This is a genomic window from Synechococcus sp. MU1625, assembly GCF_020514205.1.
Classification (GTDB): Bacteria; Cyanobacteriota; Cyanobacteriia; order PCC-6307; family Cyanobiaceae; genus Parasynechococcus.
Genome location: NZ_VTLA01000001.1, coordinates 626491 through 641477, shown reverse-complemented (window position 1 = coordinate 641477; position 14987 = coordinate 626491). Strand labels below are relative to the sequence as shown.

At 58.0% G+C, this 14987-nt stretch carries 29 protein-coding genes; 11 read left to right on the top strand and 18 right to left on the bottom strand.

The features are described 5' to 3' along the window. Positions 1-229: 229 nt before the first annotated feature. The 4 genes from FZX13_RS03685 to FZX13_RS03675 form a co-directional block, all read right to left on the bottom strand. Positions 230-430 carry a hypothetical protein gene (locus FZX13_RS03685; RefSeq protein WP_226407373.1) on the bottom strand — a complete coding sequence of 67 codons (201 nt, stop codon included), beginning with the start codon at positions 428-430 and terminating at the stop codon, positions 230-232. 2 nt (positions 431-432) lie between these two features. Further along, positions 433-561, bottom strand: a complete 129-nt coding sequence (locus FZX13_RS12895; protein WP_370630774.1) for a hypothetical protein — start codon at positions 559-561, stop codon at positions 433-435. Between the two features lie 90 nt (positions 562-651). Continuing rightward, positions 652-912, bottom strand: a complete 261-nt coding sequence (locus tag FZX13_RS03680) for a hypothetical protein (RefSeq protein WP_226407372.1) — start codon at positions 910-912, stop codon at positions 652-654. A 77-nt stretch (positions 913-989) separates the two neighbouring features. Further along, on the bottom strand, positions 990-1250 hold the full coding sequence (locus FZX13_RS03675) for a DUF3104 domain-containing protein (RefSeq protein ID WP_226407370.1): 261 nt from the start codon (positions 1248-1250) through the stop codon (positions 990-992). A gap of 150 nt (positions 1251-1400) precedes the next feature. Between FZX13_RS03675 and FZX13_RS03670 the strand changes: the two genes are divergently transcribed. Beyond that, positions 1401-1685, top strand: a complete 285-nt coding sequence (locus FZX13_RS03670) for a 2Fe-2S iron-sulfur cluster-binding protein (RefSeq protein WP_115094102.1) — start codon at positions 1401-1403, stop codon at positions 1683-1685. Here the strand turns inward: FZX13_RS03670 and nth are convergent, their stop codons facing one another. Continuing rightward, positions 1686-2339, bottom strand: coding sequence for an endonuclease III (gene nth / locus FZX13_RS03665; RefSeq protein ID WP_226407368.1), 654 nt, complete (start codon positions 2337-2339; stop codon positions 1686-1688). A 199-nt stretch (positions 2340-2538) separates the two neighbouring features. On the opposite strand from nth, the gene FZX13_RS03660 reads away from it, so the two are divergent. Further along, positions 2539-3429, top strand: coding sequence for a metal ABC transporter substrate-binding protein (locus FZX13_RS03660; RefSeq protein WP_226408242.1), 891 nt, complete (start codon positions 2539-2541; stop codon positions 3427-3429). Next, complete coding sequence (locus tag FZX13_RS03655) at positions 3429-4184, top strand: metal ABC transporter ATP-binding protein (RefSeq protein ID WP_115094097.1); 756 nt, start codon at positions 3429-3431, stop codon at positions 4182-4184. Before FZX13_RS03660 ends, FZX13_RS03655 begins: the two co-directional genes overlap by 1 nt. A gap of 45 nt (positions 4185-4229) precedes the next feature. Here the strand turns inward: FZX13_RS03655 and FZX13_RS03650 are convergent, their stop codons facing one another. Then, positions 4230-5567, bottom strand: coding sequence for a 1-acyl-sn-glycerol-3-phosphate acyltransferase (locus FZX13_RS03650; RefSeq protein ID WP_226407366.1), 1338 nt, complete (start codon positions 5565-5567; stop codon positions 4230-4232). 32 nt (positions 5568-5599) lie between these two features. Here FZX13_RS03650 and FZX13_RS03645 point away from each other — a divergent pair, with 32 nt between their 5' ends. Then, positions 5600-6424 carry a metal ABC transporter permease gene (locus FZX13_RS03645; protein WP_115021916.1) on the top strand — a complete coding sequence of 275 codons (825 nt, stop codon included), beginning with the start codon at positions 5600-5602 and terminating at the stop codon, positions 6422-6424. 8 nt (positions 6425-6432) lie between these two features. Here the strand turns inward: FZX13_RS03645 and FZX13_RS03640 are convergent, their stop codons facing one another. Genes FZX13_RS03640 through FZX13_RS03620 form a run of 5 tightly spaced genes read right to left on the bottom strand, consistent with a single transcriptional unit; the run spans position 6433 to position 8549 of the window. Then, positions 6433-6621 (bottom strand): hypothetical protein, encoded by a 189-nt coding sequence (locus FZX13_RS03640; protein ID WP_226407364.1) that lies wholly within the window; start codon positions 6619-6621, stop codon positions 6433-6435. Next, positions 6602-6802, bottom strand: a complete 201-nt coding sequence (locus FZX13_RS03635) for a hypothetical protein (protein ID WP_115021918.1) — start codon at positions 6800-6802, stop codon at positions 6602-6604. The genes FZX13_RS03640 and FZX13_RS03635 overlap by 20 nt, the downstream gene beginning before the upstream one ends. Positions 6803-6857: 55 nt before the next feature. Continuing rightward, positions 6858-7646 carry an ABC transporter ATP-binding protein gene (locus tag FZX13_RS03630; protein WP_226407360.1) on the bottom strand — a complete coding sequence of 263 codons (789 nt, stop codon included), beginning with the start codon at positions 7644-7646 and terminating at the stop codon, positions 6858-6860. Further along, positions 7636-8067, bottom strand: a complete 432-nt coding sequence (locus FZX13_RS03625) for an NUDIX hydrolase (RefSeq protein ID WP_226407358.1) — start codon at positions 8065-8067, stop codon at positions 7636-7638. The genes FZX13_RS03630 and FZX13_RS03625 overlap by 11 nt, the downstream gene beginning before the upstream one ends. Continuing rightward, positions 8064-8549: a hypothetical protein gene (locus tag FZX13_RS03620; RefSeq protein ID WP_226407356.1), complete on the bottom strand. Its 486-nt coding sequence runs from the start codon at positions 8547-8549 to the stop codon at positions 8064-8066. Before FZX13_RS03620 ends, FZX13_RS03625 begins: the two co-directional genes overlap by 4 nt. A 50-nt stretch (positions 8550-8599) precedes the next feature. Here FZX13_RS03620 and FZX13_RS03615 point away from each other — a divergent pair, with 50 nt between their 5' ends. Continuing rightward, positions 8600-8791: a hypothetical protein gene (locus tag FZX13_RS03615; protein WP_115094066.1), complete on the top strand. Its 192-nt coding sequence runs from the start codon at positions 8600-8602 to the stop codon at positions 8789-8791. Here FZX13_RS03615 and FZX13_RS03610 read toward each other — a convergent pair. Then, entirely contained in the window at positions 8775-8960 is a 186-nt protein-coding gene (locus FZX13_RS03610; RefSeq protein ID WP_114989374.1) for a hypothetical protein, read from the bottom strand. The two genes, FZX13_RS03615 and FZX13_RS03610, sit on opposite strands and share 17 nt — an antisense overlap. Positions 8961-9025: 65 nt before the next feature. On the opposite strand from FZX13_RS03610, the gene FZX13_RS03605 reads away from it, so the two are divergent. From FZX13_RS03605 to FZX13_RS03580, 6 genes are all read left to right on the top strand, one after another. Next, complete coding sequence (locus FZX13_RS03605) at positions 9026-9520, top strand: hypothetical protein (RefSeq protein WP_226407354.1); 495 nt, start codon at positions 9026-9028, stop codon at positions 9518-9520. After that, positions 9517-9738: a chlorophyll a/b-binding protein gene (locus tag FZX13_RS03600; RefSeq protein ID WP_226398529.1), complete on the top strand. Its 222-nt coding sequence runs from the start codon at positions 9517-9519 to the stop codon at positions 9736-9738. The genes FZX13_RS03605 and FZX13_RS03600 overlap by 4 nt, the downstream gene beginning before the upstream one ends. 3 nt (positions 9739-9741) lie before the next feature. Next, complete coding sequence (locus FZX13_RS03595) at positions 9742-10398, top strand: methyltransferase domain-containing protein (protein ID WP_226407352.1); 657 nt, start codon at positions 9742-9744, stop codon at positions 10396-10398. Between the two features lie 77 nt (positions 10399-10475). After that, positions 10476-10658: a hypothetical protein gene (locus FZX13_RS03590; protein WP_226407350.1), complete on the top strand. Its 183-nt coding sequence runs from the start codon at positions 10476-10478 to the stop codon at positions 10656-10658. A 16-nt stretch (positions 10659-10674) separates the two neighbouring features. Next, the gene (locus FZX13_RS03585; protein ID WP_226407338.1) at positions 10675-11382 is read left to right on the top strand and encodes a triacylglycerol lipase; all 708 of its coding nucleotides are present in this window, start codon (positions 10675-10677) and stop codon (positions 11380-11382) included. A 159-nt stretch (positions 11383-11541) separates the two neighbouring features. Further along, positions 11542-11757, top strand: a complete 216-nt coding sequence (locus tag FZX13_RS03580) for a hypothetical protein (RefSeq protein WP_370630773.1) — start codon at positions 11542-11544, stop codon at positions 11755-11757. Positions 11758-11763: 6 nt separating this feature from the next. Here FZX13_RS03580 and FZX13_RS12890 read toward each other — a convergent pair whose 3' ends face one another. From FZX13_RS12890 to FZX13_RS03555, 6 genes are all read right to left on the bottom strand, one after another. Then, positions 11764-11886 carry a hypothetical protein gene (locus FZX13_RS12890; protein WP_255613912.1) on the bottom strand — a complete coding sequence of 41 codons (123 nt, stop codon included), beginning with the start codon at positions 11884-11886 and terminating at the stop codon, positions 11764-11766. 787 nt (positions 11887-12673) lie between these two features. Continuing rightward, positions 12674-12928 carry a hypothetical protein gene (locus FZX13_RS03575; protein WP_226407335.1) on the bottom strand — a complete coding sequence of 85 codons (255 nt, stop codon included), beginning with the start codon at positions 12926-12928 and terminating at the stop codon, positions 12674-12676. Positions 12929-12945: 17 nt separating this feature from the next. Further along, positions 12946-13281, bottom strand: a complete 336-nt coding sequence (locus FZX13_RS03570) for a hypothetical protein (RefSeq protein WP_226407333.1) — start codon at positions 13279-13281, stop codon at positions 12946-12948. A 372-nt stretch (positions 13282-13653) separates the two neighbouring features. Beyond that, on the bottom strand, positions 13654-14202 hold the full coding sequence (locus tag FZX13_RS03565; protein ID WP_115094052.1) for a DUF1543 domain-containing protein: 549 nt from the start codon (positions 14200-14202) through the stop codon (positions 13654-13656). Then, positions 14202-14582, bottom strand: coding sequence for a hypothetical protein (locus tag FZX13_RS03560; protein ID WP_226407331.1), 381 nt, complete (start codon positions 14580-14582; stop codon positions 14202-14204). Before FZX13_RS03560 ends, FZX13_RS03565 begins: the two co-directional genes overlap by 1 nt. Before the next feature lie 40 nt (positions 14583-14622). Beyond that, entirely contained in the window at positions 14623-14823 is a 201-nt protein-coding gene (locus FZX13_RS03555; RefSeq protein ID WP_115022121.1) for a hypothetical protein, read from the bottom strand. Positions 14824-14987 lie beyond the last annotated feature (164 nt).

Genomic DNA, 14987 nt, shown 5'->3' with positions numbered 1-14987 from the left:
CAGTACTAATCGCGACGAGAAGTGGTTGTCAAGTGTTCCACTGTCACAAGGAGCGTTCAAAATGGGGGCTGGCTCCTCAGTCCGCCACATCGGTGATGCATAGAACAACACCTTTGATGAAGCGCTGTTGGTGATCGCGATGCGCTGAGGGAAGTGGAACGATCGCGAGTTCCACTCCCCAAATCTCCCCTCTTTTTTCAGCCTTCAGTTCAAGCAGGTAGACCGTTATTCATTGGTTTGTTTCCAGGGCCAGTGCGCTGGCCATTCTTTTTTCTTCAGCCGATAGGAAATCAGCCCACATCCCGACGAGGAAGCTCAGGGTGGTTAGAGCACGCAACTGCTCTTTAGAGCCAGGTGCGGTGTATTTGAAGTCCATAAACATCCGATCGGCCGTTTGTTGCTGTTCCTTGCACCGGGCATCGATGGACATCGTCAGATCCGGGACTGGGACTTTTTGATGACTGGTAGGTCTGTTGGCTGGGCCAGGACGTAAACGACAGCTGCCGAGAGGACTGCTGTTACGACAACAACTGCGGCGATGGCGGACGTGTAATCGGTCACAGGAGCTCAGGTGGCTTATGTAACGATCTTAGGAGTTTTGTAACGGAGTATGAATGAGTGTTTGTGCTCCCTGCTCTGGGCCTATGCGGCCTAACTTTTCGAAGTTGCTTGCTTGTGGATGGCCATCATCGTGCCGTCCAGTTCCCCGACATCCCGCAAGCCTTCGGCACTGAACCAAGCTGCGTTCTCCCAGCTAAACCCTTCTCCGAAGGTGTTGTCTGGCGCCGTGATGTACCAGTGACAATCCACGTCCGGGGTGTCGACAGAGCATTGGGACCAATCTGGTTGCCATTGCGGCACCTGCACCCACATCACAGCCGCAAAAACCAGTGAGAACAAGGCTTTCAGCATGAGGTTCCTGAGACTGGTGTGAGACCCTAGGCGAATTCGCGTGACGGGCTCGATCCGGTTGAGGCTCTCGGCTTTACTCAGCTGTCGGGAACGATGTGGGTGACCAGGTCGGCGCAGACCCAGCGGATCGCCCCTGAATCCACGTCAGCCACCTGGAACAAGGTCGGAATCCTTGGATCCCTAGCGCCGCCGTCGACGTGAATCACGTCGGCCATCCACCAGTCGTCGGAGTCGGTGCTGCCGCAGATCACGGTCATTCCTGCTCTGACGGATAAAAAGATTGGCTCCTGGGCTGCGGAGCTGTGGCGCGTCGGAGAAGTTGAGCCCTCAGCAGGCATTGGTCTTGATTAGTTTATTTGTACTATCACGATAGTGCTGGTCTCTGGGTTGATGCAACACGTCGTGGAGCATCTCGAGTTGAGCGGAGCCGCTGTCTTTTGGCACGGATCGTCTGATCCAGCTATCAAGCAATCAGGACCTTCAGAGTCATGGCCTCTTACAACATCAGCATCGAGGGTGGCACCAGCTTTTCGTGCCCTGATGACGTCTACATCCTCGATGCGGCAGAAGAAGCTGGTGTCGATCTGCCCTATTCCTGCCGTGCCGGAGCCTGTTCAACATGTGCCGGTCGCCTGGTGAGTGGCTCGGTTGATCAGACCGATCAGAGTTTTCTGGATGATGAACAGATCGGCCAGGGCTTTGCTTTGCTTTGCGTGAGCTATCCCACCGCTGATTGTGTGATCAAGGCCAACGCCGAAGAGCATCTGTCTTGATCAGGGTTTGCGGGTGATTACTGGACGGCGCCGCTTCGGATAGAGCTCACGGCACATCGAGCAGACAGTTCCGTCGCAGCCCCGTGCTGTACAGAACTCCCGTCCCCAGAAGATGATCTGAAGGTGTAAGCGGTTCCAGTGCTCCTTCGGAAAGAGGCGCTTGAGATCCTGTTCTGTGCGAGTCACATTGCTTCCGTCGCTCAAGCCCCATCGCTGGGCCAGCCGGTGTATGTGGGTATCGACGGGGAATGCGGGTACGCCAAAGGCTTGGGCCATCACCACACTGGCTGTTTTATGTCCCACCCCAGGTAACGCCTCAAGCTCCTCAAAACTTCGGGGGACATCGCCGTCATAGGCCGTGACCAGAATCTGCGCGAGGCGACGCACATTTTTGGCCTTGGTCTTGGCCAGCCCGAGCTGACGGATGAAACCGAGGATCTGTTGCTCCTCAAGTGCCGCCATGGCTGCTGGGGTGGGGCCCGCGGCAAAAAGCGCCGGTGTGACCTCATTCACTTTTTTGTCGGTGCACTGTGCACTCAGCAGCACAGCAATCAGCAGCGTGAATGGATCACTGTGATCCAGGGGAATCGGTGTTTCCGGGTACTGCTCGTTGAGGCGTCGCAAGATCACCTCCACTCGCTCGGGCCTGCGCAAGGTTTCACCGTGGTTTCTGTGATCCTGGCGCGGTTTTCTGCCTGCAGCGTTCCCTGTGGCGATTGCATCGCTTCGTTGCAGCGTTTTACGGCCACTGCACCAGCTGCTTTAAGACCGGCCAATGCGATTCTTGAGCAAGCAAGGTCAGTCTTCGTTGAAGCTGTTCGACTTGAAGCGTTCGGTGGTGGTGCTGCTGGTCATGGTGAGCGTTCTGCTTGCGTCCTGCCGCAACCAAGACCAGGAGCGCGAAACCGATTCGCGGCCGCAGGTGCTCACCACCTTCACGGTGCTGGCAGATCTGGCCAGGAATGTGGCTGGTGATCGGTTGCAGGTGGCCTCAATCGTCAAGCCTGGCGCTGAAATTCACGGCTACCAACCCACCCCCAGTGATATCGAGCGAGCCAGTAAGGCCCATCTGATTGTGGAGAACGGACTGGGTCTGGAGTTGTGGGCCCGGCGCTTCACCGCCGCAGCTGGGGATGTGCCCACGATCACACTCTCGGACGGCATGGATCCTCTGCTCATTGCAGAAGATGCCTATGCGGGGAAACCCAATCCCCATGCCTGGATGTCACCCCAGCGCGCCATGCTCTATGTGGATCATCTGCAGCGGGCTTTTACACAACTCGATCCAGCTGGTGCGGAGGTCTACGCCGCCAACGCAACGGCTTACAAAGCCAAGCTTCAGGCTCTTGATGGCGAATTGCGGACGATGATTGCTGCGCTTCCTTCACAACAACGTTTGCTGGTGAGTTGCGAAGGGGCCTTCACGTATCTGGCAGCGGACTATGGGCTTGAGGAGGCGTATCTCTGGCCGGTCAATGCTGAAAGCCAGATCACCCCAAAACGCATGGCACGGTTGATCAACACCGTGCGAGAGCGACAGGTTCCGACCATCTTTTGTGAAAGCACCGTGAGCGATAAAGCCCAACGGGAAGTGGCGGCTGCTGCAGGTGCCCGATTCGGCGGAACTTTTTATGTGGATTCACTCTCATCCCCGGACGGGCCAGCGCCCACCCTGTTGGACCTGCAACGGCACAATGTGGGTCTAATTCGCAAGGGCCTGGACCTGTCCGAGAGCAACCGCTGATGCGTATCGAGGCCGATCAGCTGTGTGTTGACTACAACGGCACTGTTGCCCTGTACGACGCCAGCCTGCATCTCCCCGCGGGTTGCATCTGTGGTCTGGTGGGGATGAATGGTGCGGGGAAGTCGACGTTCTTCAAAGCTCTGACTGGGTTTGTTCGCCCCTCGCGTGGCCGGATTCGGATCAACGGCAGCAGTGTCGCTGATGCTCAGCGCCATCAATCGGTGGCCTACGTCCCCCAGAGTGAGGGTGTGGATGCCCAGTTCCCAGTATCGGTTTGGGACGTGGTGATGATGGGCCGTTACGGCTCGATGAATCTGCTGCGGATTCCCCGCAGCTCGGATCGCGTGGCCGTACGGGATGCCCTGACTCGGGTCGATCTGCTCGATCTGGCGGAGCGTCCTCTCGGCACCCTTTCGGGTGGACAGCGCAAGCGTACGTTTCTGGCGCGTGCGATCGCCCAGCGCGCTGATGTGCTGCTGCTGGACGAGCCGTTCAATGGGGTTGATGTTCGAACCGAGCAGCTGATGGCTCAGCTGTTTCTTCAGTTCCGGGATGAAGGCCGCACGATTTTGATCTCCACCCATGACCTGGGCCACGTCCGTGATTTTTGCGACCTGGTCGTTTTGATCAATAAGACCGTCCTCGCCTATGGGGAAACCTCGGAAGTGTTCACTCCTGAGAACCTCGCCTTGACCTTCGGGGGAGTGCCGCCGGATCTGCTCACTGGAAACAGCTCCCCCGAAGAGACGTTCTGATTGAAGACCTCGCGGTTTAGTCGGTGGTGAGCACGGTGAGCACTTTCAGAGAGCAGTGTCGGGCATGACCTCGATGAGTGCCTGCTCCAGGTCCTGCATGAACAGCTGCATGGACTCGCGTCGGTTCCTGAGGTACCCGTTCAGTCTTGGTCTGACCGGTAAGGCTCGCCCAAGACGCAGTTCCACGCGCTGTGGTCCGAGGCTCGGCTGCCCTTTCCAAGGCTTGTCTTCGATCCAGCCAATCGCCTCTTCCACCAGAAGCAACATTTCAGCAAAGCGGTCAAAGTCGGAGCGATCGCTGATGTAGTGACCACTCACGCTGGTGAAATGCTCCACCAGTCGCATGCGTGTGAGTTGGAGATCGGCTTCCCGAGCCTCCCAGTCCGCCAGACTTCGCTCCAGGGGAGGGAGCTGATCAACACCGTCCCTGTAGATCCGATCCCATGCGGCTTGTTCGATCCGACGGCAACGCTCCTGCAGATTGCCGACGGCACGCAAACCGAAATGGGCTTCGGCTTTGGCCAGGCCATGCAGGCGATAGGCCCCAATCCGTTCGCTGAAAGACTTTTCTGGATCTGGCTTCAGCCGCTCAAGTTGCTCAAGGGCTTTGAGCAGATTCATACCGATCTGAATCAGCCGTTCTCGTCGGGTTGTCTCGGGATTCCCTTGGTAGGCGGCGGCGGTGGGAATGCCCAGGTGGCGTTCCAGGGCATTCAACCGAGCATCGAGGGCCCCCCAGTTGTGCTTCCTCCAGCTGTACTGAATCCCCACAGGCAACACCTCCAGTTGCCTTGCGTCGCCTGCTTTCTCCAGATCCTCAGCAGCCCAGAAGGCCAGTTGGGCGACCCCCGGTTCCAAGGGAGCCATCTCACCGGAGAGATTGTTCGTCGCTCCTTCCGGCGCCACCACCAGGGGGTAGCGCCCCTGAACGAGAGCCGCACGCGCCTGGGCGAGGGCCGGGCGGTCCAACCGGCCGCGATGGATCGCGATGCCGCCACTGCGTTGCAGCAGCCAACCGATCACCGGGCCAGCCCAGATCGGAATGCCACGGTCGTAGAGAAACCGCAGCTGGATGGGGCGTGCCAGTTGCAGATGGTGCTGTTGTGCCGCTCTGGGAACACGGTTCCAGAACAGATCCGCCAGCACCAGCGGATCGCGGGTGCTGGGATGGCGGAATGCAATCAGCAGATTGCAGGCTCCCGACTGCTGTGCTGCAAAGGCTCTTGCCAGTGCCTCTGACGCATCGCTACTGCTGATTTCCAGCCCCTGACTGCGGAAGAGCAAGGGCAGCACCCAGCTGACCACGTCCTGAACGATCCGGCTGGCGCGGGTGGGCAGCCGGCGCAAAGCAGGACGGGCGTTCTGGGTGGAGGCGCGGGGCATCGAACCGGCTGCAGCGCGCCCATACTGATCCGATGGAGCTCTTGCTGGAACCCCTCAGTCACGCCTTCATGGTCAAGGCGCTAATGATCAGTGCCCTGGTTGGGGGCGTTTGCGGGCTGTTGTCCTGCTTCATGACTCTGAAGGGATGGGCGCTGATGGGCGATGCCGTCTCCCATGCCGTCCTTCCCGGCGTTGTTGTTGCCTACGCCCTTGGCCTGCCCTTTTCACTGGGGGCGTTCGTCTTCGGTGTCGGTTCTGTTGCTGCCATCGGCTTTGTCAAGCAAAAGTCGCGGGTGAAGGAAGACACCGTCATCGGCCTTGTCTTCACCGGTTTCTTCGCCCTGGGTCTGGTGCTCATTTCGAAGACCCGCAGCAACATCGATCTCACCCACATCCTGTTCGGCAATGTCTTGGGCATCTCGGCGGGGGATGTGCGCCAGACCCTTGTGATTTCCGCTCTAGTTCTGGGGTTATTGCTGCTGTTCCGGCGGGATCTCATGCTCTTCTGCTTTGACCCCACCCATGCCCGATCCATTGGGATCAACACCGGGCTCCTGCACTACATGCTGCTGGGGCTTCTTTCCCTGGCCGCTGTCGCCGGCTTACAGACCGTAGGCATCATCTTGGTGGTGGCCATGCTGGTGACCCCCGGTGCCACGGCTTACCTGCTCACCGATCGCTTTGACCGGATGACGCTTCTGGCGGTGAGCAGCAGCATTCTCTCCAGCGTTCTGGGGGTGTTCATCAGCTACTGGACCGACAGTTCCACCGCCGGTTGCATCGTGCTGGTGCAGACCGCACAGTTCATTCTTGCCTTCCTCCTGGCCCCTGGGCAGGGGGTGCTCCGGCGTCTCTGATCTGTTGATCAGTGGCCGTCGTCGTCCCAGTCGTAGATGTCGTTGAACCGCTGGACGCCGGCTTCACGGAAGTGAAACTCCTCCATGGCAGGCCCCTGCCTGGAGGTCGCTTCCGTTGAACCAGCCTGGTCCCACGGCTCGCGGTAATCCTGATCGTCCTGCATCGTGCGGGACGATTCAGGAGGCTTCGGCGTCATCCCATTTGGCTTTGCCATCCAGCAGTTCGATCAGCTCCTGCAGCCTGCCCATGGTGACGCGTACATCTGCACCGTCGGGAAGGACACCATCGGCCACCACGTTGTAGTGGTCACGGCACTGGTTGCGCAGCTCCTGGAGGCGTTTTTTGGTGATGGTCTTTTTCTGTTCTGCCGTTGCCATGGCGGGTGCAGGTACTGGCACTCATCACTAGCAGAGCAGGGTGCTGCTTTTGGGGCTACCCGGGAAGCACCTGGCGAAACCCATTGGCTTCGACCACGTTGAGCGGGGTCTTGAACAGCTCACTCAACGCGGTCGGCCGCAGCATTTCACGGGGACTGCCGTCGCCCACGATGGTTCCCTGGCTCAGAAACAGCACGCGTTGCATCTCCGGAACGATGGTGTCCACCCGGTGGGTGACTTGAACCACGGTCGTTCCCGCTTTGATCAAGCCTTGGAGAATCGCCAGCAGTTGATGACAGGCCCTTAGATCAAGGGCGCGGCTGGGCTCATCCAGCACCAGCACCTCTGGTTTGTGGACCAGGGCTCGAGCGATCAGAAGGCGGCGCCGCTGTCCGTCCGACAGTTCTCCGTAACAGCGTTCATGGATGCCGTTGAGCTGCAATTGATCGAGCAGAGCACGCGCTTGCTCCCATTGCTCAGGGTTTGGCTGCTGATCACGACCGAGCCGCGTTGCACCGAAGAAACTGCTCACCACAACCTCGTCAACAGCTGTCTTTGGATGAAGCCGCTGCTCCAGCTCGCTCGACACCACACCCAGGCGGCTGCGCAGCGACCAGAGGTTCACCGTTTTACTGCCGAACAGATGCAGATGGGAGTCGGGTCGAACGATCGGGTAGAGGCTGCGGTCAATCAGTTTCACCAGACTGCTCTTGCCCGCACCATTGGGGCCCAGCACCGTTGTCGATTGCCGCAGCGTCAGTTGCAGATTGATGTTGTGCAAGACCGGGCGACCGCCCAGCCAGGCCTCGATGTTGCGGAGATCCAGCCAGGTTTCAGTGGTCATGGCCCTCCTGAAGCAGCCGTTCAATCACGATCGATAGGCGTGGAGCGACGGGCCGCAGCTCCTGCTGCCGCTCACTCCATATGGACTCACTCAGCAGTTCGCTTAGGGAGACCAGCTTCATCTCCTGACCCTCCTTCAACTGCAGCTTGTTCAACGGCACGCTGAGGGGTCCGCGGAACACATGGGCCACTCGGTTGCCGCTGTCATCGCTGAACCAGGGCTCGAGCGCCACGCTGGGTGACCAGTGGATCTCCTCTTGAAGTTCCCGATGCACGGCTTCGATGGCTGTTTCGCCCGGCTCGAGGTGGCCGCCAAACAGCCCCCAGTGACCTGGATAGATGATCGTGTCGATGTCGTCACGCAGCTGGAGCAGCCACCGACCCTCCCGCTGCAGCATGGCCAGGGCGACGGCGGGCTTCATGGGGAGTCCTGCTTGAGGCGCGACCACTGAGCCAGTCCCCCACCCCGGCCACGCGCCGTCAGCGTTCCCTGCTTTTCGTTCAGCTCGATCAGCGCAAAGAAGGGCAGACGTTGCGGTGGCGGTGGTGGCAGGCTTCGCCGATGCAGCACCTGACCAGACCAGGAGAGCTCCAACGTCGCGAAGCTAAACACCAGGAGTGGCCTTGAACCTTTCAGATGGGCACTGCCACTGAACTGCAACTTAAAACCGGCCAAACAGACCTGATTGATGATTGTTAGGTCTTGATCGCAGCGTTTGAGAATCAGGCTGGCCTGCAGCCAACGCAGCAGTGTTGCGGTGCCAGGAGCCGGTGCATCGCCGCGGCGACTCCAGGTCTGCTGCAACATCCAGCAGCCTGGTAAAGCCTCGATCTGAATGTCGCTGCCCCCGCGGCGAATCTGGCGCTCCCTGGCCAGGAGAGCTGCGGCAGTCTGATCAGGCACGGCTGAGATCATGGGGCTCTGCAACCTCACCATCTTTTCGGAGCCGACCAATGGAGCGCGACAAGCGCCGGACACCTCCCCTAACGGACCTGCTTCTGCGGGGTCTACGCATCGGCTCCAGCACCATCGCCATTGTCGAACTGCTCCGCAGCGATTGGATTGGAGGTGGTCTTGCCAGCCTGGCCTGGCTGGTCTTCGTTCAGGTGGAGCGGCGCCGTGCCCCCCTCAAGCCTCCGTCCTGAGAATCGAATCAATGCAGTTCGGATGTTGACGGATGTAAGCGTTGAACTCCATGGCCAGCAGGCGCGCCTCAAAGGCGTCGGTGGCGTAGAAGCACGATTCCAGCTTTTCTCCGTTGGATGTCTTGTGGCGCACTGTGTAAGCAGCCCGTCCCTGAGCAATGCTGGCCATGGATGAATCGAGCAACGGTTTCAAGCTGGCACTCCTGCCATGTGGAATTCCATAACCATTCATTCATGTTTGCGTTTCAACGCTTCGTGAAGCTGTTTGAAGCATTCGCCAGTCGTTCCGATCCCTCTGTCCTCATTGTTTTGCCCATGGTCTCTTCCTCTCTGGCGTTCAGACTCGCTCTGGCGTCTCTGCTGTCCTTGGGGACCGTTCCGGCCCTGGCCGATTGGCAACCTGTGGAGGAACCGGCGGTCTGGCAGTTGCGTCGGAGCCGCCTGCTGCCGGGTATCGGTTGGATCTTCATGGAAGCACTGGAGACCCCATCTCTCAAAGCGGCTGAATACATTCGCTCTCCCCAAGCCGTGGATGGTGCTGTCGAAGTGGAGGCGGGATTGTTGATCCAGCGTGGAGGACAAGACCGGTGGACCCACCGAGTTCTGCCGATGCGTGCCAACTGCGCCAGCGGTCAGCTTGAGCAACGTGATTCCGACGGTGCGTGGAGTGTCTACCCCGGTCGCGACGGAACTGTGGTTAAGGTCCGCTGGATTTGTGCGTTGCGATGAGTCGGCCTGCTTTTCGTTATGAAAAACCTGAGCGCTTCGGCGAGTCGCTGACCACAGCACGTCCCTGGAACCGTTCCGCTCTGACCGATGTGGAACGCCTTAACGGCCGTGTAGCCATGCTTGGTTTCGTCGCTGCGGTGGTGCTTGAAAAGCTGACCGGATTGGGAATCTCAGGTCAGCTCGGCGCTGCTTTGCGTTGGTACCTGCAGTTGGGTTGATCGATGGCGGTTGTTTCTGTTCTTGAGGACTCCCAACGGTTCAAGTTGGATTCCTCGGATGACGCGATCTTCTATAGCGAGCCCCGCTTTGTTCATCATCTGGATGTCGGTTTTCGGGCTCGACTGACGACCCTCTATCGCGAGCGCATTCCCCCCTGCGCCCAGGTGTTGGATCTGATGAGCAGTTGGGTGAGCCATCTCCCGGAGGATGTCAGTTACGACAAGGTCATCGGCCATGGCCTCAATGGAGATGAATTGAAAGCCAATCCCCGTTTGGATCAGCACTGGGTTCAGAACCTGAACCAGGAACAGACCCTTCCGGTGGAGGCTGATTCAATCGATGCCACCCTCATCGTTGCCGGTTGGCAGTACCTGCAGCAGCCGGAGCCGATCGCCGCAGAGCTGTTGAGGATTACCCGCCCCCGTGGTCAGGTGATCGTCGCATTTTCCAATCGGATGTTCTTCACGAAGGCTCCACAGGTTTGGACCGATGGTGATGACGGCGATCACCTGCGTTACATCGCTGATGTGCTGATGGCACAGGGCTGGCCCCAGCCGGAAATAATTGCTGAAGACACCCGAGCCGAAGGCGTGATGGGATTGTTCGGTGGCAAGGGTGATCCCTTTTTCGCTGTCGTGGCTCAGAAACCTCTCCACTAATCCCTTCACTTGTCTCGGAATTGAGTGATGGACGTTGGCCTGAATTGCGGCAGCTTGAGGCGAGAACCACAATCACCATGAGCTTCACCCTTCCGGGTCTTCTCCCCTGGCGGTTCAGGATCGTGTTGATCGGTCAGCAGATTGTTCTTGAGGCTTCTGCAGAGGGTCAACAACTGAGCACTTTTCTTGAACCTGGTGGAAGCCGAATCCAGTGTGGGTACGACCTCATCGATGCCCCGCAATGTGCGTTGATCAATTGATCAGCACGATCTGATCTTGTCCGGCACGTCTCGCCTGTCTCAGCCTGTTGTCATCCTCGGTGGTTTTCTGATTACCGATGAGGCGTATCGCCCCCTCGCCGATTGGATTCATCAAGCCACCGGCGCTCCAGTGCGCATCGTGGCTGCATCCAGATTGGATTGGCTGGCAACGAGTTGGGGCTTTGGCTGGTGTCGCCTGTTGGACCGTGTCGATTCCTATGTGCGCGAGCTTCAGCGCCAGTCTCGGAACGAGCGCGTCACCTTGATTGGTCACAGTTCCGGTGGGGTGATGTTGCGGCCGTATTTGGTCGATCAGACCTTTCTGGGACGCTGCTTCAACGGCGCAACCCGGTGCAACCGCCTGATCACCCTGGGCAGTCCCCATCAGGCTATGCGTGCCACACCGCTACGGGCGCGTGTGGATCGTGCGTTTCCCGGTTGCCCTGAAGCTGATCAGGTGGATTACGTGGCTGTTGCGGGTCGGCTTGATCCTCTGGGATCAAATGCATCAGCCTTCTCAACCCGCACCTCTGCCCGTAGCTATCGCCAGATCATGGGCGACCCGGATTTGGAGGGCGATGGCCTGGTTCCGGTTGAATCGGCTCTGCTGCGCGATGCCCGTTGGATCGAGCTTTCCGATACGGCCCATGGTGGCTTGTTCGGTCAAAGTTGGTATGGCTCGACGGATCGAATCGACCATTGGTGGTCGCAGCTGGGTGATTGAGCTCCCCGCGGCGTCACGCGATCGGGCATTGTGGCGTGCTTCGGGGATCAAGTTGTGCAGGAATTGAAAGGCTTTGGCGGACAGGCCAGCACGTCCAAGCGGAAATCAAGCAAAAAGCGCAAACCAGGAACGTCGAACCATCGACGTGACCAATGCCCGATGGGGCGCGATCCCGGTCTCGAAGCCATTCAGGCCCGACAGTGCCTTGCCTTGCCGTTGACCGGTCGCTTGACCCTTTTACAGGTGAAGCGGGCCCACAAACTGCTGGCCGTTCAACATCACCCAGACAAAGGGGGGGATCCCGCGCTGATGACACGGTTCAACACAGCCCGCGATGTGTTGCTTCAGCCAGAGATGGAGTTGCTTGCTGCGTGAGGTCGGTCAGTTGCTACTGCTTCGGCCGAGCACCAACCAGGTGATCAGCATGAGACCACTCAGGCTGACAACGGTGTAAATCCAATCGGCGTACGGCGTCCAGAAGAGTCCCGCAACGGGGGCTGTCATCTGTCCCATACCAGCAGTAGGACGACAAACAACGCACCGAAGACGAGGAAGGGGGTGAGCAGAGTCAGCAGAGACTGTGTTTCGATCGTTCAAGCTGCAGCAAGCGGATCATCCGGCCGTCTGTTTTGATCTGTCAAATCTCTGTCATTCACTGAGATTCAGGGCCAGAGCTCGATGCCAACCAACATTCAACGGGATGGAGATGTGGGATGAACAATCGTCAGCGTCAACTTCTGGTTGTTTTCCTGGCTTCGATGGGTTTTGGTTTGTTGGGTGGCCTGGCTTATCGCGTCACGTCCCAATTGATCAGGCCGGGCAAGATTGATCTGAATCGGGCGTCGCCTGATCAACAGATCAGGCCCGCTGTGAAGAGTGCTCCGTTGCCTGAGCAAAACAGACGCCCCCAAGGATCCGACTGTGTCGTTCCTCCTGGTGGTGGTCCGCCTGTCACGAAGGACTTCCAGCCTTGTTGATTCCAGCCCTGTTGATTCCATCCTTGGTGCGGGATTTCTGGACAATCTTCAAAAGAAAAAATAAAAAAGTGCCTCCTGGATGCCCGGAATTGTTTCAGTTGTTCTCTCTGATACCGAAATCAATGTGGCTTGCAGAGAATGTTCACTCTCTTGTTAACCATGTATGAAGAGCGACCAGCGACTCAGCTATCTGCACCTGATGAACAAAGCCGCTGAATCTGAAGACAGGCAGAGCTACTTCTACTATCTGAAGCTTGCTGAGGAAACGCTGCAGCGCCAGGATCCTGAAGCTCTCTGGAAGCCTGCAAGCTGATTCATCGAATGATGTTGGCCTTGAAAAACCCGAATCCAAGGCCAAATGATGATGATTTATCGCGATGCAGTGTGACCGCGACATCGAAATCGAGCAGATCGGAGTCTTCGATATCCTCACGCTTCAGGTGATGAGCGTTGTCGGCTTCGAATCGATCGATGATGGAATCGCGATTGGTCTCCAGATAATCCACGACCTGTTTCAGCACATGCTCACGCCAAGCCTCGCTGGCTTCGTTGCTGACACGCTCAGACATGGATAGTTGGAACCTGTCTACAGATTGAACCCAAGCCCGACGTTGACGCGAGTGCCGTAGTTGTAGGGACGAACAGGAGCAAGCCAGGGCGCTGGAGCAACAACGACTCTTCGGCGTAAGGGTGCATACCTCCGGCGTAACGGTGCATAGACCGGGGCATATGTGCGGTAGTAGGGGCGATAGGTCTGTTTAACCGCCTTGTTGTAGCCCTTCCGGTATCCCTTGTTGTAGGCCTTCTGCTTCTTGTGGGAGTGGTGATGGTGATCGTTGTGGGCCTGGGCAGCGGGGCTGACACCGATGCCTGCGACGGCAATCAGAAGGGCAGCTGTACTGAGACGTTGGGCGAGCGACATGGCCGATCGTTTGACTGATCCGACGCTATCCAGCGTGGATGGGAAAACCATTTCAGCTTTCCGCTCAAATGTGACGGGATGCTCCTCGTCGACGGATTTTCACTCCGTGTCTGTGCGTTGCTCCAGCACAAAGCGCAAAGCCCACAGTCCGGCATAGGAGCCAGTCAGGAGGAGGAGGATCAGAATCAACACGACGCATCCTCATTGGGAGATTGTTTTAGCTGAACTGCGTTTGTTCTGTGGATGTAGCAGTTCAATTCAATCCAACCAAGTTGTTTTGCCATCGGAAGCAGCCTCGGTTCCCCTTTGCTCGCTTGGTTCAAAGCAGCGATTCAGGGCTCAATCTTGTTGTCGTTTTAATGGCTTTTTTGTTCATATCTTCCAGTACCCGTACCAGTCGGGATGTGGTGGTGCTTCTTCGATATCTGGGTCAGCTGTCAGTTTCAAATGCCACTGACCATTGCCTTGAATCGGCAGCAGATCATCCAGTGCGCTGTCCATCTGAACACCGTGCAGATCATCCTTGTGAACCTGTTCCAGTCCCCTTAGCCAACGCTGGCGAGCCCGCGCTTTTGCGGATGCGGATGAATGCGCCACGATCACTCCGAACGAGTGCTGTTCCGCCATAGACGTGGGGTCATAGGCCCCAAGGTTGATGAACCACAGACGCTGTGCTTGATCAGCAGTGGATGAATCCTGAGCCTGCTCAACAACCTCTACGCAGTGTCCATCGACGTGGTCGATGCAGCGATAGCTGTCGATGTGCAAGCCACGGCGGAGACCGATCCATTCCTGACGCAGGGTCGGCAGCGTGGCGTCGATGGTCTCACCCACCACCCAGCGCACATCGTGTTGCTCGATATGGCACCCCTTGCAACGCCCGCCCAACACCACCAAGAACAGTTTCTTTCCGGTGGTCATCACTTTGCTGTTGACGTTGTTTCTGCATGGGCCACGACGGCGCGGCAGTGGGTGATGAATTCCTCGGCGTTCATCGTGCCCTTGGCCTCTTTGGTCTGGTGGCTGAGGATCTCAAATTGGGCGATGGTTTCGTTGCCAACTGGGCAGACCGTCGGACACCGGCTGCCTTCCAGACGTTCACCGTCCAAGGGCAGTCCGTCGTAGGGATCTCTTCCGTTACAACGGTGAAAGGCTGCATGGATGGCATCAATAGCCTCCTTCACCTGATAGGTCGCTCCTCGTTTCTTGGCGCGCTTGGTGATTGTTACCGCTGTGCGGTTCAGCAGCCGCTTGTAGGTGTCTGCGTCGATGTTGAGCCAGGTGGGTGGCGCAAACGTCATCGGATGGCTCCTCATGCCAGCCCTCAGCCGTTCCTGGTGCTCAGACTTTTTCAAGCCAGTCCATAAACAACCGCTTGATCTCCTCTTCGTTCGTTACCCGCTCACTCAGAGAGGCGGTCACAGCGCCTGGATATTCACGCTGAACAATCTGTTCAGCCTCATAGGCATCTCTTGCTTCCACAGGCTTGAACCCAGCTCCAACGCCCACTGGAGAGCAATAAAAGACGGGGAAACGACTCATCAGCTCGGTGGTTGAAACCTCCAACCGATAGCAACGATCTTGCGATGAGAGTCTCAGCCAATAAAAAAGGAGCAGGCCCCTCAGCTCGCCCCTCCACGACGCATGAGAGGGACCACTGCCAACGCTTTGCACCGCCCACGCTTTGCACCGCCCACGCTTTGCAC